This window comes from Pseudomonas sp. RW10S2 (genome assembly GCF_014268985.1).
Lineage (GTDB): Bacteria > Pseudomonadota > Gammaproteobacteria > Pseudomonadales > Pseudomonadaceae > Aquipseudomonas > Aquipseudomonas wayambapalatensis.
This window is the reverse complement of the sequence record NZ_JABWRO010000003.1, coordinates 46349-68995: the sequence shown is the minus strand read 5'-3', so window position 1 is coordinate 68995 and position 22647 is coordinate 46349. Positions and strand designations below refer to the sequence as shown.

Genomic DNA, 22647 nt, shown 5'->3' with positions numbered 1-22647 from the left:
CCCGCGAAAAGGATAACGAGCGCTATCAGACCGCCCGATTCAGCTTCACCCACGCGTCAAACCGGTCAATGAATGCCTGCAGGAACGGCCGAGTCTTGTCGCTGAGCTTGCCCGCCTCGTCGAACAATGTCGCCGCGCCTCCGATGTAGGCTTCGGGCATCTGCATGCAGGGCATGTCGAGAAAGACCAGCGATTGGCGCAATGCATGGTTGGCACCAAAGCCACCGATCGCCCCCGGCGACACACTGGCCACCGCCGTCGGCTTGCCGCCCCAGGCACTCTGCCCGTAAGGTCGCGAGCCAACATCGATGGCGTTCTTCAACGCCCCCGGCACCGAGCGGTTGTACTCCGGGGTGACGAACAGCACTGCATCGCTGCGGCGGATCTCGTCGCGAAAACGCTGCCAGGGTGCCGGCACGCCCGCGGCCTCGACATCCTCGTTGTACAACGGCAGATCACCGATCTCGATGATTTTCAACCTAAGGCTGGACGGCGCCAGCTCCGAAAGGGCGCGGGCCACCTTGCGGTTGTAGGAGTCCTTGCGCAAGCTGCCGACAACGACCGCTACCGAATAGACCTGGCTCATGGCGATTTGCATCCTCTGCTGGGAAAGGGGAACTGTGTAGTTATAGATGACCCTTCTCCACCCTCGAGGTTTTTTTCCGTAACAAGAAAACTTCCCGCCCCCTTCGCTGGTCTATGTCTGCAGATATTTCTCCATATTTCAGAGGTTTCAACCTACATGGCAGCAGTACTGGTCGGCCAATTCCACGCCCGCGACGCCGAAGGCCGCATCTACCCGGTGCATGAATTCCAGGAGTCGACCTTGCAGGCGGACGGCAGCACCCTTGGCGCGCCGATCACCACCTATCGCCTGGCCATCGGCGACCGGGTCAATTACCTGGGTGAAGACCGCTTCGAACTGGCCCAGAGCGGCGTCGAGATCATCCGCATTCCGTGAGGCAATCCACCGTGTAGGGCCCCTCGCCTTCATGCTGCAGGCCATGGACATCGGCAACGAAGCCGGGAAAGCCCCTGTCGAAGGCTCGGGCGAAGGCCAGGTAGTCGAGGATCGAACGGGTCGCCTCGGTGAAGCGTTCGCCCGGCATGATCAGCGGAATACCTGGCGGATAAGGCACCAGCATCACCGCCGAGATGCGCCCGAGCAATTGCTCGATCGGCACCGCTTCGACCTCCCCCTTGACCATCCGGTCGTACGCCTGCCCCGGGCTCATGGCCACTTCCGGCAAGCGGGTGAACAGGCGCTTGAGCTGCTTGGCCGTGGCATTGGCACGGTAGCAGTCGTGCAATTGCTCGCACAGGTCGCGCAGGCCCAGCCGCTGATATCGTAACGGTGCGACGGCCACGACGCTGGGCAGGCACAGCTGCAGGGCCGTATTGGCGTCATAGTGGCGCTTGAATTCGAGCAATTCGGTCAGCAGCGTGCTCCACTTGCCCTTGGTGATCCCCATGGAGAACAGCACCAGGAAACTGTACAGCCCGGTCTTCTCTACCACCAACCCACGTTCCCAGAGGAACTTGCTCACCACCGCCGCTGGAATCCCATGCTCGCCGAGCACGCCCTCGGCGGTCAGCCCTGGCATCACCAGGGTCACCTTGAGCGGATCGAGCAGCACATAGTCCTGTGCCACGTCGCCAAAGCCGTGCCACTGGGCGCCGGGCTCCAGCAACCAGTCCTGCGCGTCCAGGCGCTGGATACCTTCGGCCGCCGGCGGCTGCCAGATGCTGAACCACCAGTCATCGGTCGCAATGTGCGCGCGCAGGTTGGCCAGCGCGCGACGAAAGCTCAGGGCCTCGTCGAACATCTCCTGCAACAGTGATCGCCCGGCCGGGCCTTCCATCATGGTCGAGGCAACATCCAGCGATGCCAGGATGCTGTACTGGGGCGAGGTCGATATATGCATCATGAACGCCTCGTTGAAGCGATCGCGGTCAAGCTGGCGAAGGGCGCCGTCCTGCACGTGGATCATCGAGGCCTGGCTGAAGGCAGCCAGTAGCTTGTGGGTAGAGTGCGTGCTGAACAGCAGCGGGCTGTCGGCCTCGCGGGCGGTGCCCATGGCATAGCGCCCGCGGAAGAAATCGTGGAAAGCAGCGTAGGCGAACCAGGCCTCGTCGAAATGCAGTATTTCGACACTCGCACCCAGGGCCAGCTTGATCTGGCCGGCGTGGTAGCACAGACCGTCATAGGTGGAATTGGTCACCACCGCCAGGCGGATGCGCGGCGCACGACCACGGGTCAGGGGGTTGGCCTGGATCTTGGCCGCGATCGACTCGCGGCTGAACTCGCTGAGCGGGATCGGCCCGATGATGCCCAGTTCGTTGCGCTCCGGGCACAGGTACAACGGGATGGCACCGGTCATGATGATCGCATGCACCACCGATTTGTGGCAGTTGCGGTCCACCAGCACCAGGTCGTCACGCGCGACCATGGCGTGCCAGACGATCTTGTTGGCGGTCGAGGTGCCATTGATGACGAAGAACGTATGATCGGCACCAAAATTGCGCGCAGCCCTGGCCTCGGCTTCGGCCAGCGGCCCGGTGTGATCGAGCAACGACCCCAGCTCCGGCACCGAGACCGAGAGATCCGAACGCAGGGTGTTTTCGCCGAAGAACTGGTGAAAGGCCTGGCCCACCGGGCTTTTGCGATACGCCACGCCACCACCGTGGCCGGGCGTGTGCCAGGAATAGTTCGATTGCGCAGTGTGCTGCACCAGCGCCTTGAAGAAAGGGGGCAGCAGGCCGTCGAGGTAATTGTGCGCAGCCCGCGCCACCTGTCGGGCCAGGAACGGCACAGTGTCTTCGAACAGGTAGAGGATGCCACGCAACTGGTTCAGCTCGCTCATCGCCTCGGCAGGTGCATTTTCCAGGGTAACCTGCTCGCCCAGGGCAAAGATCGGCAGATCCGGTGCACGCAGCCGCGCCAGGTGGATCAGCTCGGCCATGTTCTGCAGCAGATGGATATTGTCACCGACGCCTTCGGCGGCGATCAGCATGCAGGCCAGGCCGTGGTGGGTGGCGGCGACCAGACGCGCTTCGGCATGGTCGGCGGCGGCGAGGATGGCGAAGCCATCCTGCTTGAGCTCCTCGGCGATACCCCGTATGCGCTCACCGGCGACACTGTCGGCCTTGATCGCACGGTGGACGATGAGGATGGGGAACTTGAGGTCCTTGTACATCAGGCTGCTACCTCCGAAGGACGCGTGTCCATTTCAGGGTAGTCGAGCCTCAGGGCAACTGTATGGGCAGTGTCAGCCTGCTGGCGTTTCGCTCAGTGCCTGCCACATGGCCGGCGCCCCCGCCGACTTGGCGATTGCTGCCAGACGCTCGGAATGTGCCTCGAGCTCCTCTTCGCTGGCCATGATCACCCGCCCCGGCTGACGCCCGACGATACGGCGGATCTCGCTACCATTGCCGCCCTGCCCTTCGTTGTCTTCAGCGCCCTGGCCGGCCAGCGACAGGCTGGTCTGGCCACCGGTCATCGCCAGGTAGACGTCGGCCAGCAGTTCCGAGTCGAGCAGCGCGCCGTGCAGGTCGCGGCCTGAGTTGTCGATGCCGTAGCGTTTGCACAGCGCATCGAGGCTGTTGCGCTGGCCCGGATGGCGCGAGCGCGCCATCATCAGGGTGTCGAGGATGGTGCAGTGCTGGGAGATGTCGGCGCGGTCTTGCCGGCCCATCAAGGCAAATTCGTTGTTGATGAAGCCAACGTCGAACGCCGCGTTGTGGATGACCAGTTGCGCGCCCTGGATGTACTCGAAGAATTCTTCGGCGACATCGGCGAAGCGCGGCTTGTCGAGCAGGAAGGCGTCGGTGATGCCGTGAACGCCAATGGCGCCCTCGTCGCTCTCGCGGTCCGGCTGCAGGTAGACGTGGAAGTTGCGCCCGGTCAGGCGCCGGCCAATGACCTCGACGCAACCGATCTCGATGATCCGGTGGCCTTCGCTGACCGGCATACCGGTGGTTTCGGTATCGAGGACGATCAGTCGGGTGTTCTGCTGCTCCACGCGGGGGCTCCAAGCGACTTCTGGGAAAGGGGACGAGTATACATCAAACGGGTTTCAGACTTTCCAGCGCGCGGGATGCGTTCAAGGTGAGGCTGCATCACCCCTGCGCGCGCAACTCATCGACCCCGCGGTTGGCCAGCTGATCGGCCCGCTCGTTACCCGGATGCCCGATATGCCCGCGCACCCACTTCCAGGTCACCTTGTGCCGGTTGACCTGTTCATCGAGCAACTTCCACAGGTCGGCATTCTTCACCGGTTCCTTCGCGGCGGTCTTCCAGCCACGTTTCTTCCAGTTGCCCATCCATTCGGTGATGCCTTTCATCACGTACTGCGAGTCGGTGGTCAACACCACGTCGCATTCGCGCTTGAGCGCCATCAGCGCGCAGATCGCAGCCATGAGCTCCATGCGATTGTTGGTGGTGTCACGCTCGCCGCCCCACAGTTCCTTCTCGACGCCCTTATAGACGATCAGGGCGCCCCAGCCACCCAGGCCAGGATTGCCCTTGCAGGCACCATCGGTGTAGATCTCGACGCTATCGCTCATGTACCGCCTTCGTTCGCTTGCAGGTTATCGATCGCGGACGGCGCGGTCAGGGCTCGCTGTGACGACGATTGACCTTGGCCAGCGGCAGGGGCAACAGCTTGCCCATCGGCTCGCGACGCTCCATGGGCAGAGGTCGCAGGCCTACTACCATCTTGCGCGCCACCAGCAGGTAAACACCCCCGCCTGCGGTCTGCCATCCCCCGGCCATCCGCTCCCACCCCGCCAGGCGCTGTTGCCAGACAGGGGAGGAAAGCGGCGGACGATAGCACCCGAAGCGGCGTTTCTCCAGCGCGAACCCCAGCAGGTTGAGCCAGTCGCCAACCCGCGACGGCGAGATGCAGCGCGCCTTGCGTAGCGCTCCACGGCCGAAAAAGTGCCGCGCGCCCCAGGCGCTCCAAGGATTGATGCCAACGATCAACAGGTGCCCACCCGGGCGTACTGCGCTGGCAGCCTGGCGCAACAGACCGTGGGGCGAGAGGCTGAAATCCAGGCCATGCTGCAGCACCACCACATCGGCCGCATGCTCGGACAGCGGCCAGGCCTGTTCCTCGCAGACGATCTCCACTCCGGGCAATGGCGCGCCGAGGCGTACCGTGCGTTGCACCTGCGGGGCACTGGGCGGCGTCTCGGCGCTCGGCCCATAGTGCACGAGAAAACCACCGAAGAAGCGGCCCAGCTCCTCTTCGAGCAGTTTCTCTTCTTCCTTGAGCATCAGTTGCCCGATGGGCCCGGCGAACCAGTCGCGGGCCAGGCTGATCAGCTCCAACCACTCGGGGTCGGCCTGGGCAAAGGCTTGGTCGGTCATTGCATTCTCCCTCGAAGGTTTCTCCGGCCACGCCATCGCGGCTAAGATGCCTTCATGTCCCACGCCAGATGATTCGGATCCGCGCCATGATACAGATCGATGCCCTTCCCGCTTTCTCCGACAACTACATCTGGTTGTTACAGGATACTGCCAAACGCCAGTGCGCGGTGGTCGACCCCGGCGACGCCGGCCCGGTGCTGCAATGGCTCGAGGCCCATGCCGGCTGGACGCTCACCGATATCCTCATCACTCACCACCATAACGACCATGTCGGCGGCGTCGAGAAGCTCAAGCAGGCGACCGGCGCCAAAGTCTACGGGCCGGCCAACGAACGCATTCCGGCCCGCGACGTGGCGCTGGACGACGGCGACAGCGTGACGGCACTGGGCTTGACCTTCGAGGTGCTCGCCGTACCTGGCCACACCCTCGGCCACATCGCCTATTACAGCGCACAGAATCCGACCCCGCTGCTGTTCAGCGGCGACACCCTGTTCGCCGCCGGCTGCGGGCGAATGTTCGAAGGCACACCCGAACAGATGCAACCTGCCCTGCAGCGCCTGGCCGAGCTGCCGGAGGCGACCGAGGTGTACTGCGCCCACGAATACACCCTGAGCAACCTGCGTTTTGCCAAGGCCGTAGAGCCGGAGAACCAGGATGTTCTCCAGCGTTTCAACGAGGTTACCCGCCTGCGTGCCGACAATCGCATCACCCTGCCCTCGACCATCGGCCTGGAGCGGCTGACCAATCCGTTTCTTCGCACAACTGAAACATCCGTTAAACAAAAAGCAGACGAATGGAAGGGACATTCAAACGAATCCCAACCCGCTGTTTTTGCTGCCTTGAGGTCTTGGAAAGACGGCTTCTGATAACCTCACGATATATCGCAGGAGGACATCCAAGGTTGACCCAACCGGATGCGGTTTCTAGAATCGCCGAAATTTTTTGCCCGGAAAACCGTGTCCGCCGATGTCTTCCCGTAGCCGCCGCACCGCTCATTCCGCCGCCCTGACGCGCCTGGCCCAGGTTAGCGCACTCGCTTTGGCTGCCACCCTCGTGGGCTGCCAGAGCACCCGTCAGGTCGACGAATCCGACAGCGTTCGCGCGCACAACTACCAGGCCCGGATCAAGCACAAACCGGCGCCGCTGATGATCAAGCCGGCCGAGCAGAAAGCCCCCGAGGATGTCTGGGAACGCATGCGCCAGGGCTTTGCCCTGCAAGATGGCATCGACGTCAATCCGCGCATCGAGCAACAGCGCCTGTGGTTCGCCAGCAACCCGAGCTTCCTCGAGAACGCCGGCGAGCGTGGCAGCCTCTACCTGCACTACATCGTCGAGCGCCTCGAAGAACGCGACATGCCGCTTGAGCTGGCCCTGCTGCCGGCCATTGAAAGCGCCTACAACCCGATGGCCTACTCCCGCGCCCACGCGGCGGGCATGTGGCAATTCATTCCGTCCACCGGGCGCCACTTCAACCTGCGCCAGACCAACTTCTACGACGGCCGTCGCGACATCACCGCCTCCACCAACGCCGCGCTGGACTATCTGACCCGCCTGCACGACATGTTCAATGGCGACTGGCTGCTTGCCCTGGCCGCCTACAACGCCGGTGAAGGGACCGTCAGCCGGGCGATCGAGCGCAACGAGCGCCTCGGCCTGCCGACCGACTACTGGAACCTGCCGCTGCCCCAGGAAACCCGCGACTATGTGCCCAAGCTGCTGGCGCTGTCGCAGGTGGTCCTGACGCCACAGGCCTATGGCGTCAACCTCAGCCCCATCGCCAACGAGCCCTACTTCGAAGCCGTCGCCATCAACGATCGCCTCGACCTGACCCGCGTCGCCGCCTTCGCCAACATCGACGAAGACGAACTCATCCAGCTCAACCCCGCGTTCAAGAAACGCATGACGGTCGATGGCCCGCAGCAACTGCTCGTCCCCACCGCCAAGGCGCAACTGCTGACCAGCAGCCTGTCCAATCTCAAGCCCGAGCAACTGGTCAGCCTGCAACCGAACAAGGCCGTGTTCCAGGCTGCCCTCGCCGAAGCCAAGGCACCGGCCGCGACCAGCAGTTACCGGGTCAAGCGCGGCGACAACCTGGGCGCCATCGCCAAGGCCAACCGTGTGTCGGTCAAAGACATCCAGCGCTGGAACCGTCTCTCGGGCAGCAGCCTGAAAGTCGGTCAGGTCCTGGCCCTGCGCGGTGGCAATGCCCCGAGCGCCGCGGCCAACCGTGTCGCGGCAGCCAAGCAGCGCTCTACCCAGTACAAGGTGCGCAAGGGCGACTCGTACTATCTGGTTGCCAAACGTTTCAACGTCGAGATGAAACACCTCAAACGCTGGAACCCGCGCAGCGGCCAGGCACTCAAGCCCGGCCAGACCCTCACCGTCTACCTGACGCGCTGACTGTGTAGGCACGGGCTTGGGAGAGCGGCGAACCGCCGGCAGAGCAGGCGCCATGCATTGCGGTGTACTTTTCGCGGGCGAGCCCGCTCCCACAACCGCCCCCGCCCCACCCTTTTTCCATTCCAGACAAGCTGTTACTGTACGCCGGACCAAGCCCAACGCCGCCTTGACCGGATCCCAGACTTGATAAGACCCCTCCTCCTGTCACTGAGCCTGGCCTTGAGCTTCCCCGCAGCCGCCACCGTGACCGAAAGCCACGGTTATGCGCAGTTCGGCACGCTCAAGTACCCGGCCACGTTCACCCATTTCGACTGGGTCAATCCGCAGGCGCCCAAGGGCGGAACCTTGCGGGCCATGGCATTCGGCACCTTCGACACGCTCAACCCCTACACTTTCAAGGGCACCAGCCCTGTTTCGACGCCGAACTTCCAGCAGTACGGCGTCAACGAGCTGAACGAGACCCTGATGGTCGGCACCGGCCAGTACGATCCTTCAGGCGACGAACCGACCTCCAGCTACGGCCTGATCGCCCGCTCGGTGGAATACAGCGAAGACCGCAGTTGGGTGGTGTTCAACCTGCGTCCCGAGGCGCGTTTCCATGACGGACACCCCATCACCTCGGCCGACGTGGCCTTCTCCTACCGCACCCTGCTCAAGGAGGGTCACCCGCTGTACCGCACCAACCTGCAGGAAGTGCAGCGCGTCGACATTCTGGGGCCTCTGCGTATCCGCTTCGTCTTCAAGCGCGCCGGCAACCCGCTGCTGATCCTGCGCCTGGGCGAAATGCCAGTGCTGCCCAAGCACTACTGGCAAGACCGTGACTTCAAGGCCACCACCTTCGAGCCTCCGCTGGGCAGCGGCCCGTATCGCATCACCGAAGTGCAGCCCGGTCGGCGCCTGGTGTTCAGCCGGGTGAAGAACTACTGGGGCAAGGATTTGCCGGTCAACCGCGGCAAGTACAACTTCAACCGCGTGGAGTTCGAGTTCTACCGTGACGCTACCGTGGCCTTCGAAGCCTTCAAGGCTGGCGAGTTCGATATCTACATCGAACACCAGGCCAAGAACTGGGCCAATGGCTACAACTTCCCGGCAATCCGCCGTGGCGATGTGATCAAGGCGCAAATCCCGCACCGGATCCCGACCCAGACTCAGGGCCTGTTCATGAACACCCGACGCGAGGCCTTCGCCGACCCGAAGGTGCGCCAGGCCCTGGGGCTGATGCTCGATTTCGAGTGGACCAACCGCGCCCTGTTCAGCAGCGCCTACCGTCGCTCGACCAGCTACTACCCCAACAGTGAATTCACCGCCAGCGGGCTGCCCACCGGCAAGGAATGGCTGCTGCTCTCACCGTTTCGCGAACAGTTGCCCGCCAAGCTCTTCACCGAGCCCTACCAGGTCAGCCAGACCGACGGGCGCGGCATCGACCGCCAGACCTTGCGCACAGCCCTGGGCCTGCTCGGCGAAGCCGGCTGGAAGCTCGACGGGCAGCGCCTGGTCGATGCAAAAGGCCGCCAGTTGCGCCTGGAGTTGCTGCTGGTAAACCCGAATCTGGAACGCATCCTGCAACCTTATGTCGAAAATCTGTCCAGCATCGGCATCGACGCGCGCTTGCGCACGGTAGACCGAGCCCAGTACAAACAACGGCTGGACCAATTCGACTTCGACATGATCCTGATGACCCTGAACCAGACCCTCAGCCCCGGACTCGAGCAGTGGCAGTACTTCCACTCAAGCCAGGCCACCGTCAAGGGCAGCAAGAACTACGCGGGCATCAAGGACCCTGTGGTCGATCACCTGCTCGACACGCTCATGGCCGCCCGCACCCGCGATGACCAGGTCGCCGCTGCACGCGCGCTTGACCGGGTGCTGTCGTGGCACTACTACATGATTCCCAACTGGTACCTGGACAACCATCGCCTGGCCTACCGCAACCGGTTCGCCTTCGTCACCACGCCGCCCTACACCCTGGGCCTGAACAGCTGGTGGCTCAAGACTTCGGAGAAAGCCAAATGATGCCGACGCCTCGCCTGCGCCTGGCCTGCAGCCTGTTGCTCGCCTGCCTGAGCCTGCCCGCTCTGGCCGCCCCGCAACATGCCCTGACGCTCTACGACGAACCGCCCAAGTATCCCGCCGACTTCAAGCATTTCGACTACGTCAATCCAGATGCCCCCAAGGGCGGGACCTTCCGCCAGTCCAGCTTCGGCGGCTTCGACAGCCTCAACCCCTTCATCAACAAGGGTGTATCGGCCGACAACATCAGCATCATCTACGACACCCTGATGCGCCAGAGCCAGGACGAGCCCTTCACCGAGTACGGGCTGGTCGCCGGCAAGATCGAAAAGGCCCCCGACAACAGCTGGGTACGCTTCTACTTGCGACCTGAAGCACGCTTCCATGACGGCCATCCCATGCGCGCCGAAGATGTCGTGTTCAGCTTCAACGCCCTCACCCAGCAAGGTGCGCCGTTGTACCGCCAGTACTACGGTGATGTCTCGGAGGTGATCGTCGAGGACCCGCTGCGTGTCTTGTTCAAGTTCAAGCACAGCAACAACCGTGAGCTGCCGCTGATCCTGGGCCAATTGCCGGTGCTGCCCAAGCATTGGTACGAGACCCGCGACTTCACCCGCGGCAACCTCGAGATCCCCTTGGGCAGTGGCCCGTACAAGGTCGCTGAGGTCAAGGCCGGACGCTCGATCCGTTACGAGCGGGTCAAGGACTACTGGGCCAAGGACCTGCCGATCAACCGCGGCATGTTCAACTTCGACGCCATGACCTTCGACTCCTACCGCGACACCGCCGTCGCCCTCGAAGCACTCAAGGCCGGGCAGTTCGACTATGCCCTGGAAGTCAGCGCGAAGAACTGGGCCACCGCCTACAACGTCCCGGCGGTGCGCGACGGGCGCCTGATCAAGGAAGAGTTGCCCAACGGCAACCCGGTCGGCATGCAGGGCTTCATCTTCAACCTGCGCAAACCCGTGTTCCAGGACATCCGCGTGCGCCAGGCCCTGAGCCTGCTGCTCGATTACGAATGGACCAACAAGCAGCTGTTCAACGGCGCCTATACCCGCACCGGCAGCTACTTCGAAAACTCCGAGATGGCCGCTACGGGCCTGCCCTCCGCCGACGAGCTGAAGATCCTCGAACCGCTGCGCGGCAAGATTCCCGAGCAGGTCTTCACCGAGGTGTTCCACAACCCCGTCACCGACGGCAGTGGCATGATTCGCGAGCAGCAACGCAAGGCCTACCAGTTGCTGATGGACGCCGGCTGGAAGATCGAGAACGATAAGATGGTCGATGCCCAGGGCAAGCCGGTGTCGATCGAGTTTCTCCTGGCACAGACCGAGTTCGAGCGCATCCTGCTGCCGTTCAAGCGCAACCTGGCCGACCTGGGTATCGACCTGACCATCCGCCGCGTCGATGTCTCGCAATACATCACGCGCCTGCGCTCGCGCGACTTCGACATGATCGTCGGCGGCTTCCCGCAATCCAACTCGCCGGGCAACGAACAACGCGAATACTGGACCAGCGCCGCCGCCGACCGCTCGGGCAGCCGCAACACCATCGGCCTGCGTGACCCGGCCATCGACCAACTGGTCGAAGACCTGATCAACGCCGACTCGCGCCAGAGCCTGGTCGCCCACACGCGTGCGCTGGACCGTGTGCTGCTGTGGGGTTACTACGTCATCCCCAACTGGCACATCAAGACCTGGCGCGTCGCCTACTGGAACCACCTTGGCCATCCGAAGGTGTCACCCAAATACGATATCGGCATCGACACCTGGTGGATCAAGCCCGACGTGACCCCTGCCATCAGCGAAGCACGCGTGCCACTCGTGGACGAGGCAAACTGACATGCTTGCCTACATTCTGCGCCGCCTGCTGCTGATCATCCCGACCCTGTTCGGCATCCTCATCATCAACTTCATCATCGTCCAGGCCGCCCCCGGCGGCCCAGTCGAGCAGATGATCGCCAAGCTCGAGGGTTTCGATGGCGCCACCAGCCGCATCGCCGGTGGCGGCGCCGAAGTGTCGGTGGCCGGCTCCAACTACCGAGGGGCCCAAGGCCTGGACCCGGCGCTGGTCGCTGAAATCGAACGTATGTACGGTTTCGACAAATCAGCCCCCGAGCGGTTGTGGATCATGGTCAAGAACTACGCCCAGCTCGACTTCGGCGACAGCTTCTTCCGCGATGCCAAGGTCATCGACCTGATCGCCGAGAAGATGCCCGTGTCGATTTCGCTGGGGCTGTGGAGCACATTGATCATGTACCTGGTGTCGATCCCGCTGGGGATTGCCAAGGCAGTGCGCCACGGCAGCCACTTCGACGTCTGGACCAGCTCGGCGATCATCGTCGGCTACGCCATCCCCGCGTTCCTCTTCGCCATCCTGCTGATCGTGCTGTTCGCCGGTGGCAGCTATTTCGACTGGTTCCCGCTCCGGGGCCTGACCTCGAACAACTTCGACGAACTGTCCACCGCCGGTAAGGTGATGGACTACTTCTGGCACCTGGTGCTGCCGATCACCGCGCTGGTGATCGGCAACTTCGCCACCATGACCCTGCTGACCAAGAACAGCTTCCTCGACGAGATCAACAAGCAGTACGTGATCACCGCCAAGGCCAAGGGCCTGAGCCGTAACCGCGTGCTCTACGGCCATGTATTCCGCAACGCCATGCTGCTGGTGATTGCCGGCTTCCCCTCGGCGTTCATCGGCATCTTCTTCACCGGTTCCCTGCTGATCGAGGTGATTTTCTCCCTCGACGGCCTGGGCCTGATGAGTTTCGAAGCGGCCATCAACCGCGACTACCCGGTGGTGTTCGGCACCCTGTTCATCTTCACCCTGCTGGGGCTGGTGGTGAAACTGATCGGCGACCTCACCTACACCCTGGTCGATCCGCGCATCGACTTCGCCAGCCGGGAGCACTGACATGGCCCTCTCTCCCCTGAACCGCCGGCGCTTCGAGCGCTTCAAGGCCAACCGTCGCGGCTGGTGGTCGCTGTGGCTGTTCCTGATCCTGTTCGGCCTGAGCCTGGGTGCCGAGTTGATCGCCAACGACAAGCCCATCGCCGTGCGCTACGACGGCGAGTGGTATTTCCCGGCGTTCAAACGCTACCCGGAAACCACCTTCGGCGGCGAATTCCCGCTGGAAGCCAACTACAAGAGCCCCTATATCCGCGAACTGCTGGAAAAGAAGGACAGCTTCGTGCTGTGGGCGCCAATCCCGTTCAGCTACCAGAGCATCAACTACGACCTGAAGGTCCCTGCCCCCGCGCCGCCCTCGACCGACAACCTGCTCGGTACCGACGATCAGGGTCGCGACGTGCTCGCCCGGGTGATCTACGGATTCCGCATCTCGGTGCTGTTCGCCCTGACGCTGACCATCGCCAGCTCCATCGTCGGCGTCATCGCCGGGGCCCTGCAGGGCTTCTATGGCGGCTGGGTGGACCTGGCTGGCCAGCGTTTCCTGGAAATCTGGTCGGGCCTGCCGGTGCTCTACCTGTTGATCATCCTCGCAAGCTTCGTACAGCCAAACTTCTGGTGGTTGCTCGGCATCATGCTGCTGTTCTCGTGGATGAGCCTGGTGGACGTGGTGCGCGCCGAATTCCTGCGCGGGCGCAACCTCGAGTACGTGCGCGCCGCACGCGCACTGGGCATGCGCAACGGCCCGATCATGTTCCGGCACATCCTGCCCAATGCCATGATCTCGACCATGACCTTCATGCCGTTCATCCTCACCGGCGCCATCGGCACCCTCACCGCCCTCGATTTCCTGGGCTTCGGTCTGCCTGCCGGCTCCCCGTCGCTGGGCGAACTGGTCGCCCAGGGCAAGTCCAACCTGCAGGCCCCATGGCTGGGTATCAGCGCCTTCGCCGTGCTTGCAGTGATGCTGAGCCTGCTGGTGTTCATCGGCGAGTCCGCCCGCGATGCCTTCGACCCAAGGAAATGACATGAGCCAAGACACCCTGATCGAAGTGCGCGACCTGGCGGTGGAGTTCGTCACCGGCGAACAGGTCAATCGTGTGATCGATGGCATCAGTTTCGACATCCGCAAGGGCGAGACCCTCGCCCTGGTCGGCGAGAGCGGCTCGGGCAAATCGGTCACCGCTCACTCGATCCTGCGCCTGCTGCCCTACCCGCTCGCCCGCCACCCCGGCGGCACCATCCACTATGGCGGCAAGGACCTCCTGCACCTGGGCGAAAAGCCCATGCAGCGCATCCGCGGCAACCGCATCGCGATGATCTTCCAGGAACCGATGACCTCGCTGAACCCGCTGCATTGCATCGAGAAGCAGATCAACGAGATCCTCCTGCTGCACAAAGGCCTCACCGGCAAGCAGGCCACCGCCCGCACCCTGGAGCTGCTCGAACTGGTCGGCATTCCCGACCCGAAGAAGCGCCTCAAGGCCCTGCCCCACGAGCTCTCCGGCGGCCAGCGCCAGCGCGTGATGATCGCCATGGCCCTGGCCAACGAACCCGAACTGCTGATCGCCGACGAGCCCACCACCGCGCTCGACGTCACCGTGCAGCTCAAGATCCTCGATTTGCTCAAATCCCTGCAGGCACGCCTGGGCATGGCGCTGCTGCTGATCAGCCACGACCTCAACCTGGTGCGGCGTATCGCCCACCGCGTGTGCGTGATGCAGTGCGGCAAGATCGTCGAGCAGGCCGACTGCGAGACGCTGTTCAAGGCCCCGCAGCACCCCTATACGCAGATGCTGATCAATGCCGAGCCCAGCGGCGGCCCGGCGGCGAACGCGGTCGGCAAACCGCTGCTGGAGGTCAACGACCTGAAGGTGTGGTTCCCGATCAAGAAGGGCCTGCTGCGTCGCACTGTCGATCATGTGAAAGCCGTCGATGGGATCAATTTCAGCCTTCCGCAGGGGCAAACCCTGGGGATCGTCGGCGAGAGCGGATCCGGTAAATCAACGCTGGGGCTGGCGATCTTGCGCTTGATCGCAAGCCAGGGTGGGATTCGCTTCCACGGACAGTCGCTGGAAGGGCTGAACCAGCAGGAAGTGCGGCCGCTGCGGCGCGAGATGCAGGTGGTGTTCCAGGACCCGTTCGGCAGCCTGAGCCCGCGCATGTGCGTGGCCGATATCGTTGGCGAAGGGTTACGGATTCACAAGATCGGCACCCCCGCCGAGCAGGAAGCCGCGATCATTGCGGCGCTGGAGGAAGTGGGGCTGGATCCGCGTACACGGCACCGGTATCCACACGAATTCTCTGGCGGGCAGCGCCAGCGGATCGCGATCGCCCGGGCGCTGGTGTTGAAGCCGGCCTTGATCCTGCTGGACGAGCCAACCTCGGCGCTGGACCGGACCGTACAGCGGCAGGTCGTGGAACTGCTGCGCAACCTGCAGTTGAAGTACAACCTCACGTACCTGTTCATCAGCCATGACCTGGCCGTGGTCAAGGCATTGAGTCACCAGTTGATGGTGATCAAGCATGGGCATGTGGTGGAGCAAGGCGACGCGCAGGGGATCTTCCATGCGCCGCAACATCCGTATACCCGGCAGTTGCTGGAGGCGGCGTTTCTGGAGACGGCTGACAACTGAACCTGCGCCTGTGCGCCGTTGCGACTTGCCCGCGAAGCAGGCGCCGCTGTAGACGGCGCCTGCACGCAGGTTCATTCAATAGCCCGTGCTCCGACTTCCAGCAAGACTGTCCCGGCCAACCCCATCAGACACATCACCCCCACGCCATAACTCAGCGTCCGCCACGGCTGCAGGCCCGTCAGATACATCATCGTGTGCAGCACCCTCGCCACAGTGAACACACCACTCAGCCATGCCGTCATGGAGGCTGGTGCACCCAGCGCAAGCGCCAGCCCGCCGAGCGCAATGAACAGGGGGATGTTCTCCAGGTCGTTTCTCCAGGCCTGCATCGCCCGGACCACTTCCGGGCGTTCCGCCCGCTGGGGTGAACGCCGGAATATGGCCGCATCCTCCGGGTTGACGAAGGCGTGCCAGCGCAGCCGGTAGTACCCTTGGTAACAGGAAATCGCCAGCATCTTCAGGAACAACAGCACCACGCAACTGGCATAGACGGACAGGGCGCTGCTCATTGCATGCGCCTCCCCCGGACTACCAGGTACAGCAGCGGTCCCATCGAGACGAACACCGCCGTGAGCAACACATAGGGCAACACCCCCATCATTCGCCCGCCACGTGCGCGGGTGTCGTCAATCATCCAGAGGCAGGCAAGCGCTGCCATCAGGTACAGGTCGATCACCACCTGCGCAGTATCGGGCCTGGCCATCAACTGCAAGCCAAAGGCAATGAGCGACTGCTCGGCCAGCACCATGGTCCAGCCGGTGTACAGCGCAAAGGCGATCAACACAGGTAACGCCAGATGTTCGGCTTTCATCATCCACTCCTCGGCAAGTCGGGCATCCAAGGTAGTGATAGAATCGTGCATGCCTCAATGACCTGACAGGTCATGGACGCTTCATACAAGGACAGTCAGAGTGCAAGCATGAGCCACTTGCCATTTCCTACACTCCAGCCGACGCCCAGCCAGGGCGCGGGCAACCATCTGCGCCATCTGCGCCGCCAGGCAGGGCTGAGCCAGCTCGACCTGGCGCTGATCGCCGGAGTTTCCCAGCGCCATCTGAGCTGCGTGGAAACCGGGCGCGCACGCGCCAGCCCCAGCACCTTGCATGCATTGCTATCGGCGCTGGCGGTGCCCCTGGACCAATGCAACGAAGTGCTGCTCGCGGCGGGTTATGCGCCGCGCTACGGCGCGTCGGCGCCGGATGCGCCAGCCCTGAAGATGGTGCACGATGCGTTGGAGCACATCCTCCAGGCCAACAACCCGGCGCCGGCAATCGTCATCGACAGCGACTGGAACGTGACCTCTGCCAATACCAGCACGGGTGTACTGTTTGCTTTGGCCAGCGTCGCCGTGAATCAACAGACCGGCTTCAACCTGCTGGACACGCTGTTGCGCCCAGGGGGGCTTGGCGATCATCTGATCAATGCCGATGAGATCCGTGCAATCGCCTGGCAGCGGGCAGCCAGGGAGGCGATAGGCAACCCACAACTGGCGCGTCTGCTGCAAGGGCTGCCGACGCCACCCTCCCTGTCACTGCCCCCGTCGCCCTCTCCCGTGGTACTGACCCGCGTCCGCACGCTGCAAGGCGAACTGCGGTTCCTGTCGACTTTCACCACCTTCGGCATGCCACTGGACATTACGGTGGCGTCATTGCGGATCGAGCATTTGATTCCTGCCGACAGCCAGACATGGCAGGTGATGACGCAGGCCCTTGAACAGGGCCTGATCGGAACAGGGCGGCAGCCGTGATCGACGATGAACAGGCTCAGGCTTCGGCGGGTTGACCTGCCAGAGGCTCGCGGTCGAGCACCATCCCCTCGCGCATCTTCTGCGCATCACGCACAAAGCAACGCGACGCCGCCAGCAGAAACACCAAGGTCAACATCAGCGCCACCGGGATCAGGTACATCGCGTCATGCAGCCCCTGGGCCTTGAACGCCTCGCTCATCACCACCTGCCCCGCCGCCTCCATGGCCGACACGGCAAAATGATCCGACAACCCGCCGACCACCACCGGGCCCAGGCCACCGCCGAGCAGGTAGAGCCCGGCGAAGTACAACGCCATGGCAGTCGCACGCAGGCGTGGCTGCACCACATCCTGGATCGCCGTGTACACGCAGGTGTAGAAGTTGTAGGAGAACAGCCAGCCGACACCGAACACCGCGACGAACAGCCCCAGCTCGATACGCCCGGCGTACAGTGCCCAGGCGGTGGCAAGGGTGGCCACCAACATGCTCAGCGCGGCGAACAACAGGCGTCCATTGGCAAAGCGCTGATGCACCTTGTCGGCCACCCAGCCACCCAGCGTGAGGCCCACCAGGCCACTCAGACCGACAATCATCCCCGTTGCCACGGCCGCATCGTGCAAGGGCAAGGCGAAGTAGCGCTGCAGCATCGGCACCATGAACGAGTTGCAGGCGTACGAGGCGAAGTTGAAGGTCAACCCCGCCAGTACCAGCCAGGCGAACGTGGGTACGCTCAGCACCCGCCGCAGCGGACGATCAACCGGCGCCTGGGAGATGGCCACGGTTTCCGCAGCGCCGCGCGCAGGTTCGCGGATCATGAAGATGAACAGCGCCAGCAGCAGGCCGGGCACCGCCGCGATGAAGAACGGCGCGCGCCAGCTGTCGAACGCCTGGACCATGGCACCGATGGTGAAGAACGCCAGCAACAAGCCCAGCGGCAGGCCGAGCATGAAGATGCCCATCGCACGCGAGCGCCGCTCGGCCGGGAACAGGTCGCCGATCAGCGAGTTGGCGGCGGGTGCATAGCTGGCCTCGCCGATGCCCACGCCCATGCGCACCAGCAGAAAGCTCCAGAAGCTGCCGACCATGCCGTTGACTGCCGTCAACCCGCTCCAGGCCGCCAGGCCCCAGCCCATCAGCTTGGCGCGCGAACCGGTATCGGCCATCCGCGCCAGCGGCAAGCCGGCGATGGCGTACACCAAGGTGAAGGCCGTGCCGATCAGGCCGATCTGGAAGTCACTCAGGTGCCACTCCAGACGGATCGGCTCGATGATGATCGCGGGGATGGTGCGGTCGAAGAAATTGAACAGGTTGGCCAGGAACAGCAGGAACAAGATGCGCCAGGCGTTGGACGCTTGGGTGGCGGTGGTCATGGTCGGGTCCCTCGTTATCGTTATTCAGGGCTTCCAGCACGCCTGACGAAATCTAGAGGGTAAGGTGCAAGACGTCTGCCACCATTGACCGGGCTTATATCCCTCGATGGGCTGCGGCCTGATGCATCGCCCGCAACATTTAAACCGATGGCGGCGCCACCAACCGATACCCCACCCCCGCCTCGGTGATGATGTACCGCGGGGCGGTCGGATCGTCACCCAGCTTGTGCCGCAGATGCCCCACCACGATACGCAGGTAGTGGGTGTCGTCGACATGGGTCGGGCCCCAGATATCCTTGAGCAACTGCTGCTGGGTGATCACCCGCCCCGGATGTCCGGCCAGTTGCGCCAGCAGCGCATACTCCTTGCGCGTCAATGCCACCTCGACGCCGTCGAGGGTGACCTTGCGATAGGCGAAATCGACCACCAGCGCACCGAAGCTGGCACTGGCCGCTTGCCCGGAGCCCGCCTGGGGCTTGTGCCGCAACAGCGCGCGCACCCGGGCAAGGAACTCCTGGATACCGAACGGCTTGGTCACGTAGTCGTTGGCGCCGCCATCCAATGCATCGACCTTCTGCACCTCGCTGGCACGCACCGAGAGCACCATCACCGGCACGCTGCTCCACTCGCGCAGGTCACGCAGCACCTGCTGGCCGTCCATGTCCGGCAAGCCGAGATCGAGCACCACAAGGTCAGGCTTGCTCAGTGCCGCCTGGGCCAGGCCTTCGCCACCGGTCGCAGCCTCGATCACCTTGTAGCCCTGGGACACGAGACTGATGCGCAGGAACTTGCGGATCTGCGGTTCGTCGTCGATGACCAGAAGGGTGGCGGCTTGGCTCATGGGGCTTCACTGTCGCTGTCGGGTTGAGGGGGCAATGGCAAGCATAGAGTGATGCAGGTGCCCTGGCCATCGATGCCCTCGCCGACCAGGATGCTGCCGCCATGGGCGCCGATCATGCCCTGGCAGATCGCAAGCCCCAGGCCCGTGCCCTGCCCGCCGCGGTCGCCACGGGCAGCGGTGTAGAACATGTCGAAGATCTTCTCGCGCTCGGCCACCGGGATGCCCGGGCCCTGGTCAGCAACCGAGAAGCACAGGCGCTCGTCCTGCACCGCCACCCGCAGCGCCAGGCGACCATTGGCCGGCGAGAAACGCGCAGCGTTCTCCAGGACGTTGACCAGCGCCTGCTCGATCAGCGCTGCATGCACGAACAGCAGTGGCAGCTCGGCGGGCACCTCGGTGACCACGCGCAGCGGTGCAAGCACCGCGCGCAGGCGGTTGAGGGCACTGCCGACGATATCGCCGGGCGACACCCAGTCACGCGCAAGCTTCAGGCCGCCATGGCCCAGTCGGGTCATGTCGAGCAGGTTCTGGATGTAACGATCCAGGCGCTCGGCTTCGTTGCGGGTGCCTTCGAGCAGCTCACGACGATCATCCGGCGGGATCGCATCGCCCAGCGCCAACAAGCTGTCGATGCTGCCGCGCATGGCGGTCAGCGGGGTGCGCAGGTCATGGGACACCGAGGCAAGCAAGGCGCTGCGCAACTGCTCGGTTTCGCCATGCAGGCGCGCAGCTTCGAGCTGCTCGGCCAGGCGTGCGCGGGCCAGGGCCTGGGCCAGCGGCTCGGCCAGCGCCGTCAGCAGGCGTCGACGCTGAGCGCTCAAGGGCTCGCCCGCGGCGGGCTGCACACCCAGCAAGGCCATGGGAGACTCGTCGACCGCCAGCGGCCACCACCACCAGCGACCATGGGGCAAGGTATCGCTGCCATGCCCTGCCGCCTGGCCATGTTGCCAGGCCCATTCGGCAGCGGCGCGCTCGTTGTCGGTAAAAGCCTGCGGCCCGCCGCTGGCGACCTGCAACAAACCCTCGGTATCGCGTTCGAGCAGGCAGATCTGGATATCCTGCCAATCGTCCAGGTGCTGGCCAGCGGCACTGAACACCGCCTGGCGATCCGTGGCCACGGTCAGGCGGCGCGACAGATCGAGCAGTTGCCGGGTCTCGCCCTGGGTTTCGCGCAGCGCCTGCAACTGACGGCGCTGGCGAGCGGCGAGGTTGCCGGTCAGGGCGGCCATGAGCAGGAAGAACACCAGGGTCAGCACATCCTCTTCACGCTGGATGCTGAACGAGAAGTTCGGCGGGATGAACAGGAAGTCATAGGTCAGGAACGACAGCGCCGCACAGGCCAGCGCAGGCCCCAGGCTGCTGCGCACCGCGACCAGCAGCACCGCCGCGAGGAACACCAGCGAAATGTTAGGCAATGCCAGCACGCTGGACACGGCCCAGGCCAGCCCCGCCGCCAGTACGGTCGCCAGCAGCGCCAGCCAATAGTGGCGCCAGACCCAGGCGCGCTTGACCACCGCCCGTGTCGCTGCGGGTTGAGCGTCGCGGTCGAGCACGTTGATCTCCAACCCCCGGCTGTCGCGCAGCAAGCGTGCGGCGACGCCCGCACCGAACAGGCGACGGCGCAGGCGATCGCGAGACTGGCCGACCAGCACCAGGCTCGCCCGCCGTTCCAGCGCATGCTGTATGAGCGTGCGCGCCACCTCCCCGGCCCTGAGTACCACGACTTCGCCACCCAGGCGCTCGGCCAACTGCTGCGCAGCCTGCAGGCGCTGACGCGCGCCCTCGTCACGCAGCCTGCCGTTGTCGACATGCACCAGGCTCCACGGCAGATGCCGACGCTGGGCGACGCGGCTGGCATGGCGCACCAGGCGCTCGGCCTGCTCATCGCCATCGACCCCGACCAGCAGGCGCCCTCGCAAGGTCGGCGCCTGCTCGCCGCGCTGGCGGTAGCCATGGGCAAGGTCGGCATCGACCTGGGCCGCGGCGGTCTGCATGGCCAGCTCGCGCAAGGCAGTGAGGTTGGTCTGGGAGAAGAACGCATCGATCGCCGCCCGTGCCTGCTCAGGCACGTAGACCTTGCCTTCGCGCAAGCGCTCGAGCAGTTCACGGGGCGGCAGGTCGATCAGCACCAGCTCGAAGGCTTCCTGCAGCACCCAGTCGGGCAGGGTTTCGCGCACCTGCACGCCGGTGATGTCGCGGACCTTGTCGTTGAGGCTTTCCAGGTGCTGGACATTGACCGTGGTATACACATCGATACCGGCAGCGAGCAGTTCCTGAACATCCTGCCAGCGCTTGGCGTGGCGGCTACCTGGGGCGTTGGTATGCGCCAGCTCGTCGACCAGCGCCAGGGGCGGTGCAGCCTTGAGCAGGCCGTCGAGATCCATTTCTTCGAGGGTGACGCCACGGTACTCGCTGCGCAGCAGAGGCTGCTGCGCCAAGCCACCGAGCAGCGCCTCGGTTTCAGCACGACCATGGGTCTCCACCACCGCCGCCAGCACCTTCACCCCCTGGCGCTGCTGGGCATGGGCGGCCTGGAGCATGGCGAAGGTCTTGCCCACGCCGGGAGCGGCGCCCAGAAATACTTTAAGCCTGCCGCGACCGTTGCGGGGCAGGCTCGCCAACAGCGCATCGGCGCGGGCGGAATCACTCATGCTTGATCCTTTGGTAAGGGGCCGGGGCCTGCTTCGCAGGCCATCGCGGGACAAGCCCGCTCCCACAGGTACTGCGCCGTTCTCGTGAACACCGGTGAACCTGTAGGAGCGGGCTTGCCCCGCGATGGCCGCGACATGGTCTGGATGTCAGCGATCAGTCACAGGCGCCAACCGCTCCAGCGCCTGGTTCAAGGCCAGCACATTGACCACGGGCGGGCCGACCAATGGCCGCAGAGTGGCCTCATCCACCAGCGCTTGCAAGCGCTCGATAGGGATCTGCCGGGCCGCCGCCACACGCGGCAGCTGGTAGGCAATCGCCTCCGGCGGCAACTGCGGGTCGAGCCCGCTGCCGGAGGTGGTCAGCAGGGCCTGCGGCACCGGCCCCAGCTCAGGCTGGTAGAGCGCGCTCGCATCGGTCTTGACCCGCTCGGCCAGCGCCGGGTTGCTTGGCGCCAGGTTACTCGCGCTGCTGGAGACGGTAGCGAAGGCGCCGGCCGAAGGACGCGACTGGAACCAGCCGTCGCCCTTGAACTCCTGGGCGATCAACGCCGAGCCGCGCACCTGCCCCTGCTCATCGCGCACCAGGCTGCCATTGGCCTGATCGGGGAAGGCGACCTGGGCGATACCGGTCACCGCCAGCGGGTACAGCGCGCCGGTGACCAGGGTCATCAGCAGGACCAGGCTCACGGCCGGGCGTACGTAGGTGCTCATG

20 protein-coding genes are annotated in these 22647 nt (G+C 64.2%); 9 read left to right on the top strand and 11 right to left on the bottom strand.

Features of this window, described 5'->3' with window-relative positions:
* Positions 1-25: 25 nt before the first annotated feature.
* Positions 26-586, bottom strand: a complete 561-nt coding sequence (locus HU729_RS01645) for an NAD(P)H-dependent oxidoreductase (protein WP_186708014.1) — start codon at positions 584-586, stop codon at positions 26-28.
* Positions 587-742: 156 nt separating this feature from the next.
* On the opposite strand from HU729_RS01645, the gene HU729_RS01640 reads away from it, so the two are divergent.
* The gene (locus tag HU729_RS01640) at positions 743-961 is read left to right on the top strand and encodes a hypothetical protein (RefSeq protein WP_054894341.1); all 219 of its coding nucleotides are present in this window, start codon (positions 743-745) and stop codon (positions 959-961) included.
* Here HU729_RS01640 and HU729_RS01635 read toward each other — a convergent pair.
* From HU729_RS01635 to HU729_RS01620, 4 genes are all read right to left on the bottom strand, one after another.
* Positions 945-3197 carry an Orn/Lys/Arg decarboxylase N-terminal domain-containing protein gene (locus HU729_RS01635; protein ID WP_186708012.1) on the bottom strand — a complete coding sequence of 751 codons (2253 nt, stop codon included), beginning with the start codon at positions 3195-3197 and terminating at the stop codon, positions 945-947. The two genes, HU729_RS01640 and HU729_RS01635, sit on opposite strands and share 17 nt — an antisense overlap.
* A gap of 72 nt (positions 3198-3269) precedes the next feature.
* Complete coding sequence (gene dnaQ / locus HU729_RS01630) at positions 3270-4022, bottom strand: DNA polymerase III subunit epsilon (protein ID WP_346655280.1); 753 nt, start codon at positions 4020-4022, stop codon at positions 3270-3272.
* 97 nt (positions 4023-4119) lie between these two features.
* Positions 4120-4566, bottom strand: coding sequence for a ribonuclease HI (rnhA, locus tag HU729_RS01625; protein ID WP_186666174.1), 447 nt, complete (start codon positions 4564-4566; stop codon positions 4120-4122).
* Positions 4567-4612: 46 nt separating this feature from the next.
* The gene (locus HU729_RS01620) at positions 4613-5371 is read right to left on the bottom strand and encodes an SAM-dependent methyltransferase (RefSeq protein WP_186666175.1); all 759 of its coding nucleotides are present in this window, start codon (positions 5369-5371) and stop codon (positions 4613-4615) included.
* Between the two features lie 86 nt (positions 5372-5457).
* On the opposite strand from HU729_RS01620, the gene gloB reads away from it, so the two are divergent.
* The 7 genes from gloB to HU729_RS01585 all read left to right on the top strand — a co-directional run bounded on the left by gloB (position 5458) and on the right by HU729_RS01585 (position 15327).
* Positions 5458-6237: a hydroxyacylglutathione hydrolase gene (gloB, locus tag HU729_RS01615; protein WP_186708010.1), complete on the top strand. Its 780-nt coding sequence runs from the start codon at positions 5458-5460 to the stop codon at positions 6235-6237.
* 100 nt (positions 6238-6337) lie between these two features.
* Positions 6338-7771, top strand: a complete 1434-nt coding sequence (locus tag HU729_RS01610) for a lytic transglycosylase domain-containing protein (protein ID WP_186708008.1) — start codon at positions 6338-6340, stop codon at positions 7769-7771.
* A gap of 183 nt (positions 7772-7954) precedes the next feature.
* Positions 7955-9784 (top strand): extracellular solute-binding protein, encoded by a 1830-nt coding sequence (locus HU729_RS01605; protein WP_186708006.1) that lies wholly within the window; start codon positions 7955-7957, stop codon positions 9782-9784.
* The gene (locus HU729_RS01600; protein WP_186708004.1) at positions 9781-11622 is read left to right on the top strand and encodes an extracellular solute-binding protein; all 1842 of its coding nucleotides are present in this window, start codon (positions 9781-9783) and stop codon (positions 11620-11622) included. The genes HU729_RS01605 and HU729_RS01600 overlap by 4 nt, the downstream gene beginning before the upstream one ends.
* Position 11623: 1 nt before the next feature.
* Positions 11624-12697, top strand: a complete 1074-nt coding sequence (locus tag HU729_RS01595) for a microcin C ABC transporter permease YejB (RefSeq protein ID WP_186666183.1) — start codon at positions 11624-11626, stop codon at positions 12695-12697.
* Position 12698: 1 nt separating this feature from the next.
* Complete coding sequence (locus HU729_RS01590) at positions 12699-13718, top strand: ABC transporter permease (RefSeq protein WP_186666185.1); 1020 nt, start codon at positions 12699-12701, stop codon at positions 13716-13718.
* Position 13719: 1 nt separating this feature from the next.
* On the top strand, positions 13720-15327 hold the full coding sequence (locus tag HU729_RS01585; protein WP_186708002.1) for an ABC transporter ATP-binding protein: 1608 nt from the start codon (positions 13720-13722) through the stop codon (positions 15325-15327).
* 71 nt (positions 15328-15398) lie between these two features.
* On the opposite strand, the gene HU729_RS01580 is transcribed toward HU729_RS01585, so the two are convergent.
* Together HU729_RS01580 and HU729_RS01575 are read right to left on the bottom strand one after the other, a co-directional pair.
* Complete coding sequence (locus tag HU729_RS01580) at positions 15399-15836, bottom strand: MAPEG family protein (protein WP_186666189.1); 438 nt, start codon at positions 15834-15836, stop codon at positions 15399-15401.
* On the bottom strand, positions 15833-16138 hold the full coding sequence (locus HU729_RS01575) for a DUF2834 domain-containing protein (protein ID WP_186708050.1): 306 nt from the start codon (positions 16136-16138) through the stop codon (positions 15833-15835). Before HU729_RS01575 ends, HU729_RS01580 begins: the two co-directional genes overlap by 4 nt.
* A gap of 108 nt (positions 16139-16246) precedes the next feature.
* On the opposite strand from HU729_RS01575, the gene HU729_RS01570 reads away from it, so the two are divergent.
* On the top strand, positions 16247-17074 hold the full coding sequence (locus tag HU729_RS01570) for a helix-turn-helix domain-containing protein (protein ID WP_238348279.1): 828 nt from the start codon (positions 16247-16249) through the stop codon (positions 17072-17074).
* A gap of 16 nt (positions 17075-17090) precedes the next feature.
* On the opposite strand, the gene HU729_RS01565 is transcribed toward HU729_RS01570, so the two are convergent.
* The 4 genes from HU729_RS01565 to kdpC all read right to left on the bottom strand — a co-directional run bounded on the left by HU729_RS01565 (position 17091) and on the right by kdpC (position 22646).
* Positions 17091-18443, bottom strand: coding sequence for an MFS transporter (locus tag HU729_RS01565; protein ID WP_186707999.1), 1353 nt, complete (start codon positions 18441-18443; stop codon positions 17091-17093).
* Positions 18444-18582: 139 nt separating this feature from the next.
* Complete coding sequence (locus HU729_RS01560; protein ID WP_186666194.1) at positions 18583-19284, bottom strand: response regulator; 702 nt, start codon at positions 19282-19284, stop codon at positions 18583-18585.
* Positions 19281-21935: a sensor histidine kinase KdpD gene (locus HU729_RS01555; RefSeq protein ID WP_186666196.1), complete on the bottom strand. Its 2655-nt coding sequence runs from the start codon at positions 21933-21935 to the stop codon at positions 19281-19283. The genes HU729_RS01560 and HU729_RS01555 overlap by 4 nt, the downstream gene beginning before the upstream one ends.
* Positions 21936-22082: 147 nt before the next feature.
* Entirely contained in the window at positions 22083-22646 is a 564-nt protein-coding gene (kdpC, locus tag HU729_RS01550) for a potassium-transporting ATPase subunit KdpC (protein ID WP_186666198.1), read from the bottom strand.
* Position 22647: the final 1 nt, after the last annotated feature.

Bases quoted from the DNA above. Each gene is read 5' to 3' on its own strand.
- HU729_RS01600 (WP_186708004.1), top strand. From the start codon at position 9,781: ATGATGCCGACGCCTCGCCTGCGCCTGGCCTGCAGCCTGTTGCTCGCC.
- HU729_RS01610 (WP_186708008.1), top strand. From the start codon at position 6,338: ATGTCTTCCCGTAGCCGCCGCACCGCTCATTCCGCCGCCCTGACGCGC.
- HU729_RS01565 (WP_186707999.1), bottom strand. From the start codon at position 18,443: ATGACCACCGCCACCCAAGCGTCCAACGCCTGGCGCATCTTGTTCCTG.
- HU729_RS01580 (WP_186666189.1), bottom strand. From the start codon at position 15,836: ATGAGCAGCGCCCTGTCCGTCTATGCCAGTTGCGTGGTGCTGTTGTTC.
- HU729_RS01635 (WP_186708012.1), bottom strand. From the start codon at position 3,197: ATGTACAAGGACCTCAAGTTCCCCATCCTCATCGTCCACCGTGCGATC.
- HU729_RS01620 (WP_186666175.1), bottom strand. From the start codon at position 5,371: ATGACCGACCAAGCCTTTGCCCAGGCCGACCCCGAGTGGTTGGAGCTG.
- gloB (WP_186708010.1), top strand. From the start codon at position 5,458: ATGATACAGATCGATGCCCTTCCCGCTTTCTCCGACAACTACATCTGG.
- rnhA (WP_186666174.1), bottom strand. From the start codon at position 4,566: ATGAGCGATAGCGTCGAGATCTACACCGATGGTGCCTGCAAGGGCAAT.
- HU729_RS01570 (WP_238348279.1), top strand. From the start codon at position 16,247: ATGAGCCACTTGCCATTTCCTACACTCCAGCCGACGCCCAGCCAGGGC.
- HU729_RS01590 (WP_186666185.1), top strand. From the start codon at position 12,699: ATGGCCCTCTCTCCCCTGAACCGCCGGCGCTTCGAGCGCTTCAAGGCC.
- HU729_RS01595 (WP_186666183.1), top strand. From the start codon at position 11,624: ATGCTTGCCTACATTCTGCGCCGCCTGCTGCTGATCATCCCGACCCTG.
- HU729_RS01575 (WP_186708050.1), bottom strand. From the start codon at position 16,138: ATGAAAGCCGAACATCTGGCGTTACCTGTGTTGATCGCCTTTGCGCTG.
- HU729_RS01640 (WP_054894341.1), top strand. From the start codon at position 743: ATGGCAGCAGTACTGGTCGGCCAATTCCACGCCCGCGACGCCGAAGGC.
- HU729_RS01560 (WP_186666194.1), bottom strand. From the start codon at position 19,284: ATGAGCCAAGCCGCCACCCTTCTGGTCATCGACGACGAACCGCAGATC.
- HU729_RS01555 (WP_186666196.1), bottom strand. From the start codon at position 21,935: ATGAGTGATTCCGCCCGCGCCGATGCGCTGTTGGCGAGCCTGCCCCGC.
- HU729_RS01645 (WP_186708014.1), bottom strand. From the start codon at position 586: ATGAGCCAGGTCTATTCGGTAGCGGTCGTTGTCGGCAGCTTGCGCAAG.
- HU729_RS01585 (WP_186708002.1), top strand. From the start codon at position 13,720: ATGAGCCAAGACACCCTGATCGAAGTGCGCGACCTGGCGGTGGAGTTC.
- kdpC (WP_186666198.1), bottom strand. From the start codon at position 22,646: ATGAGCACCTACGTACGCCCGGCCGTGAGCCTGGTCCTGCTGATGACC.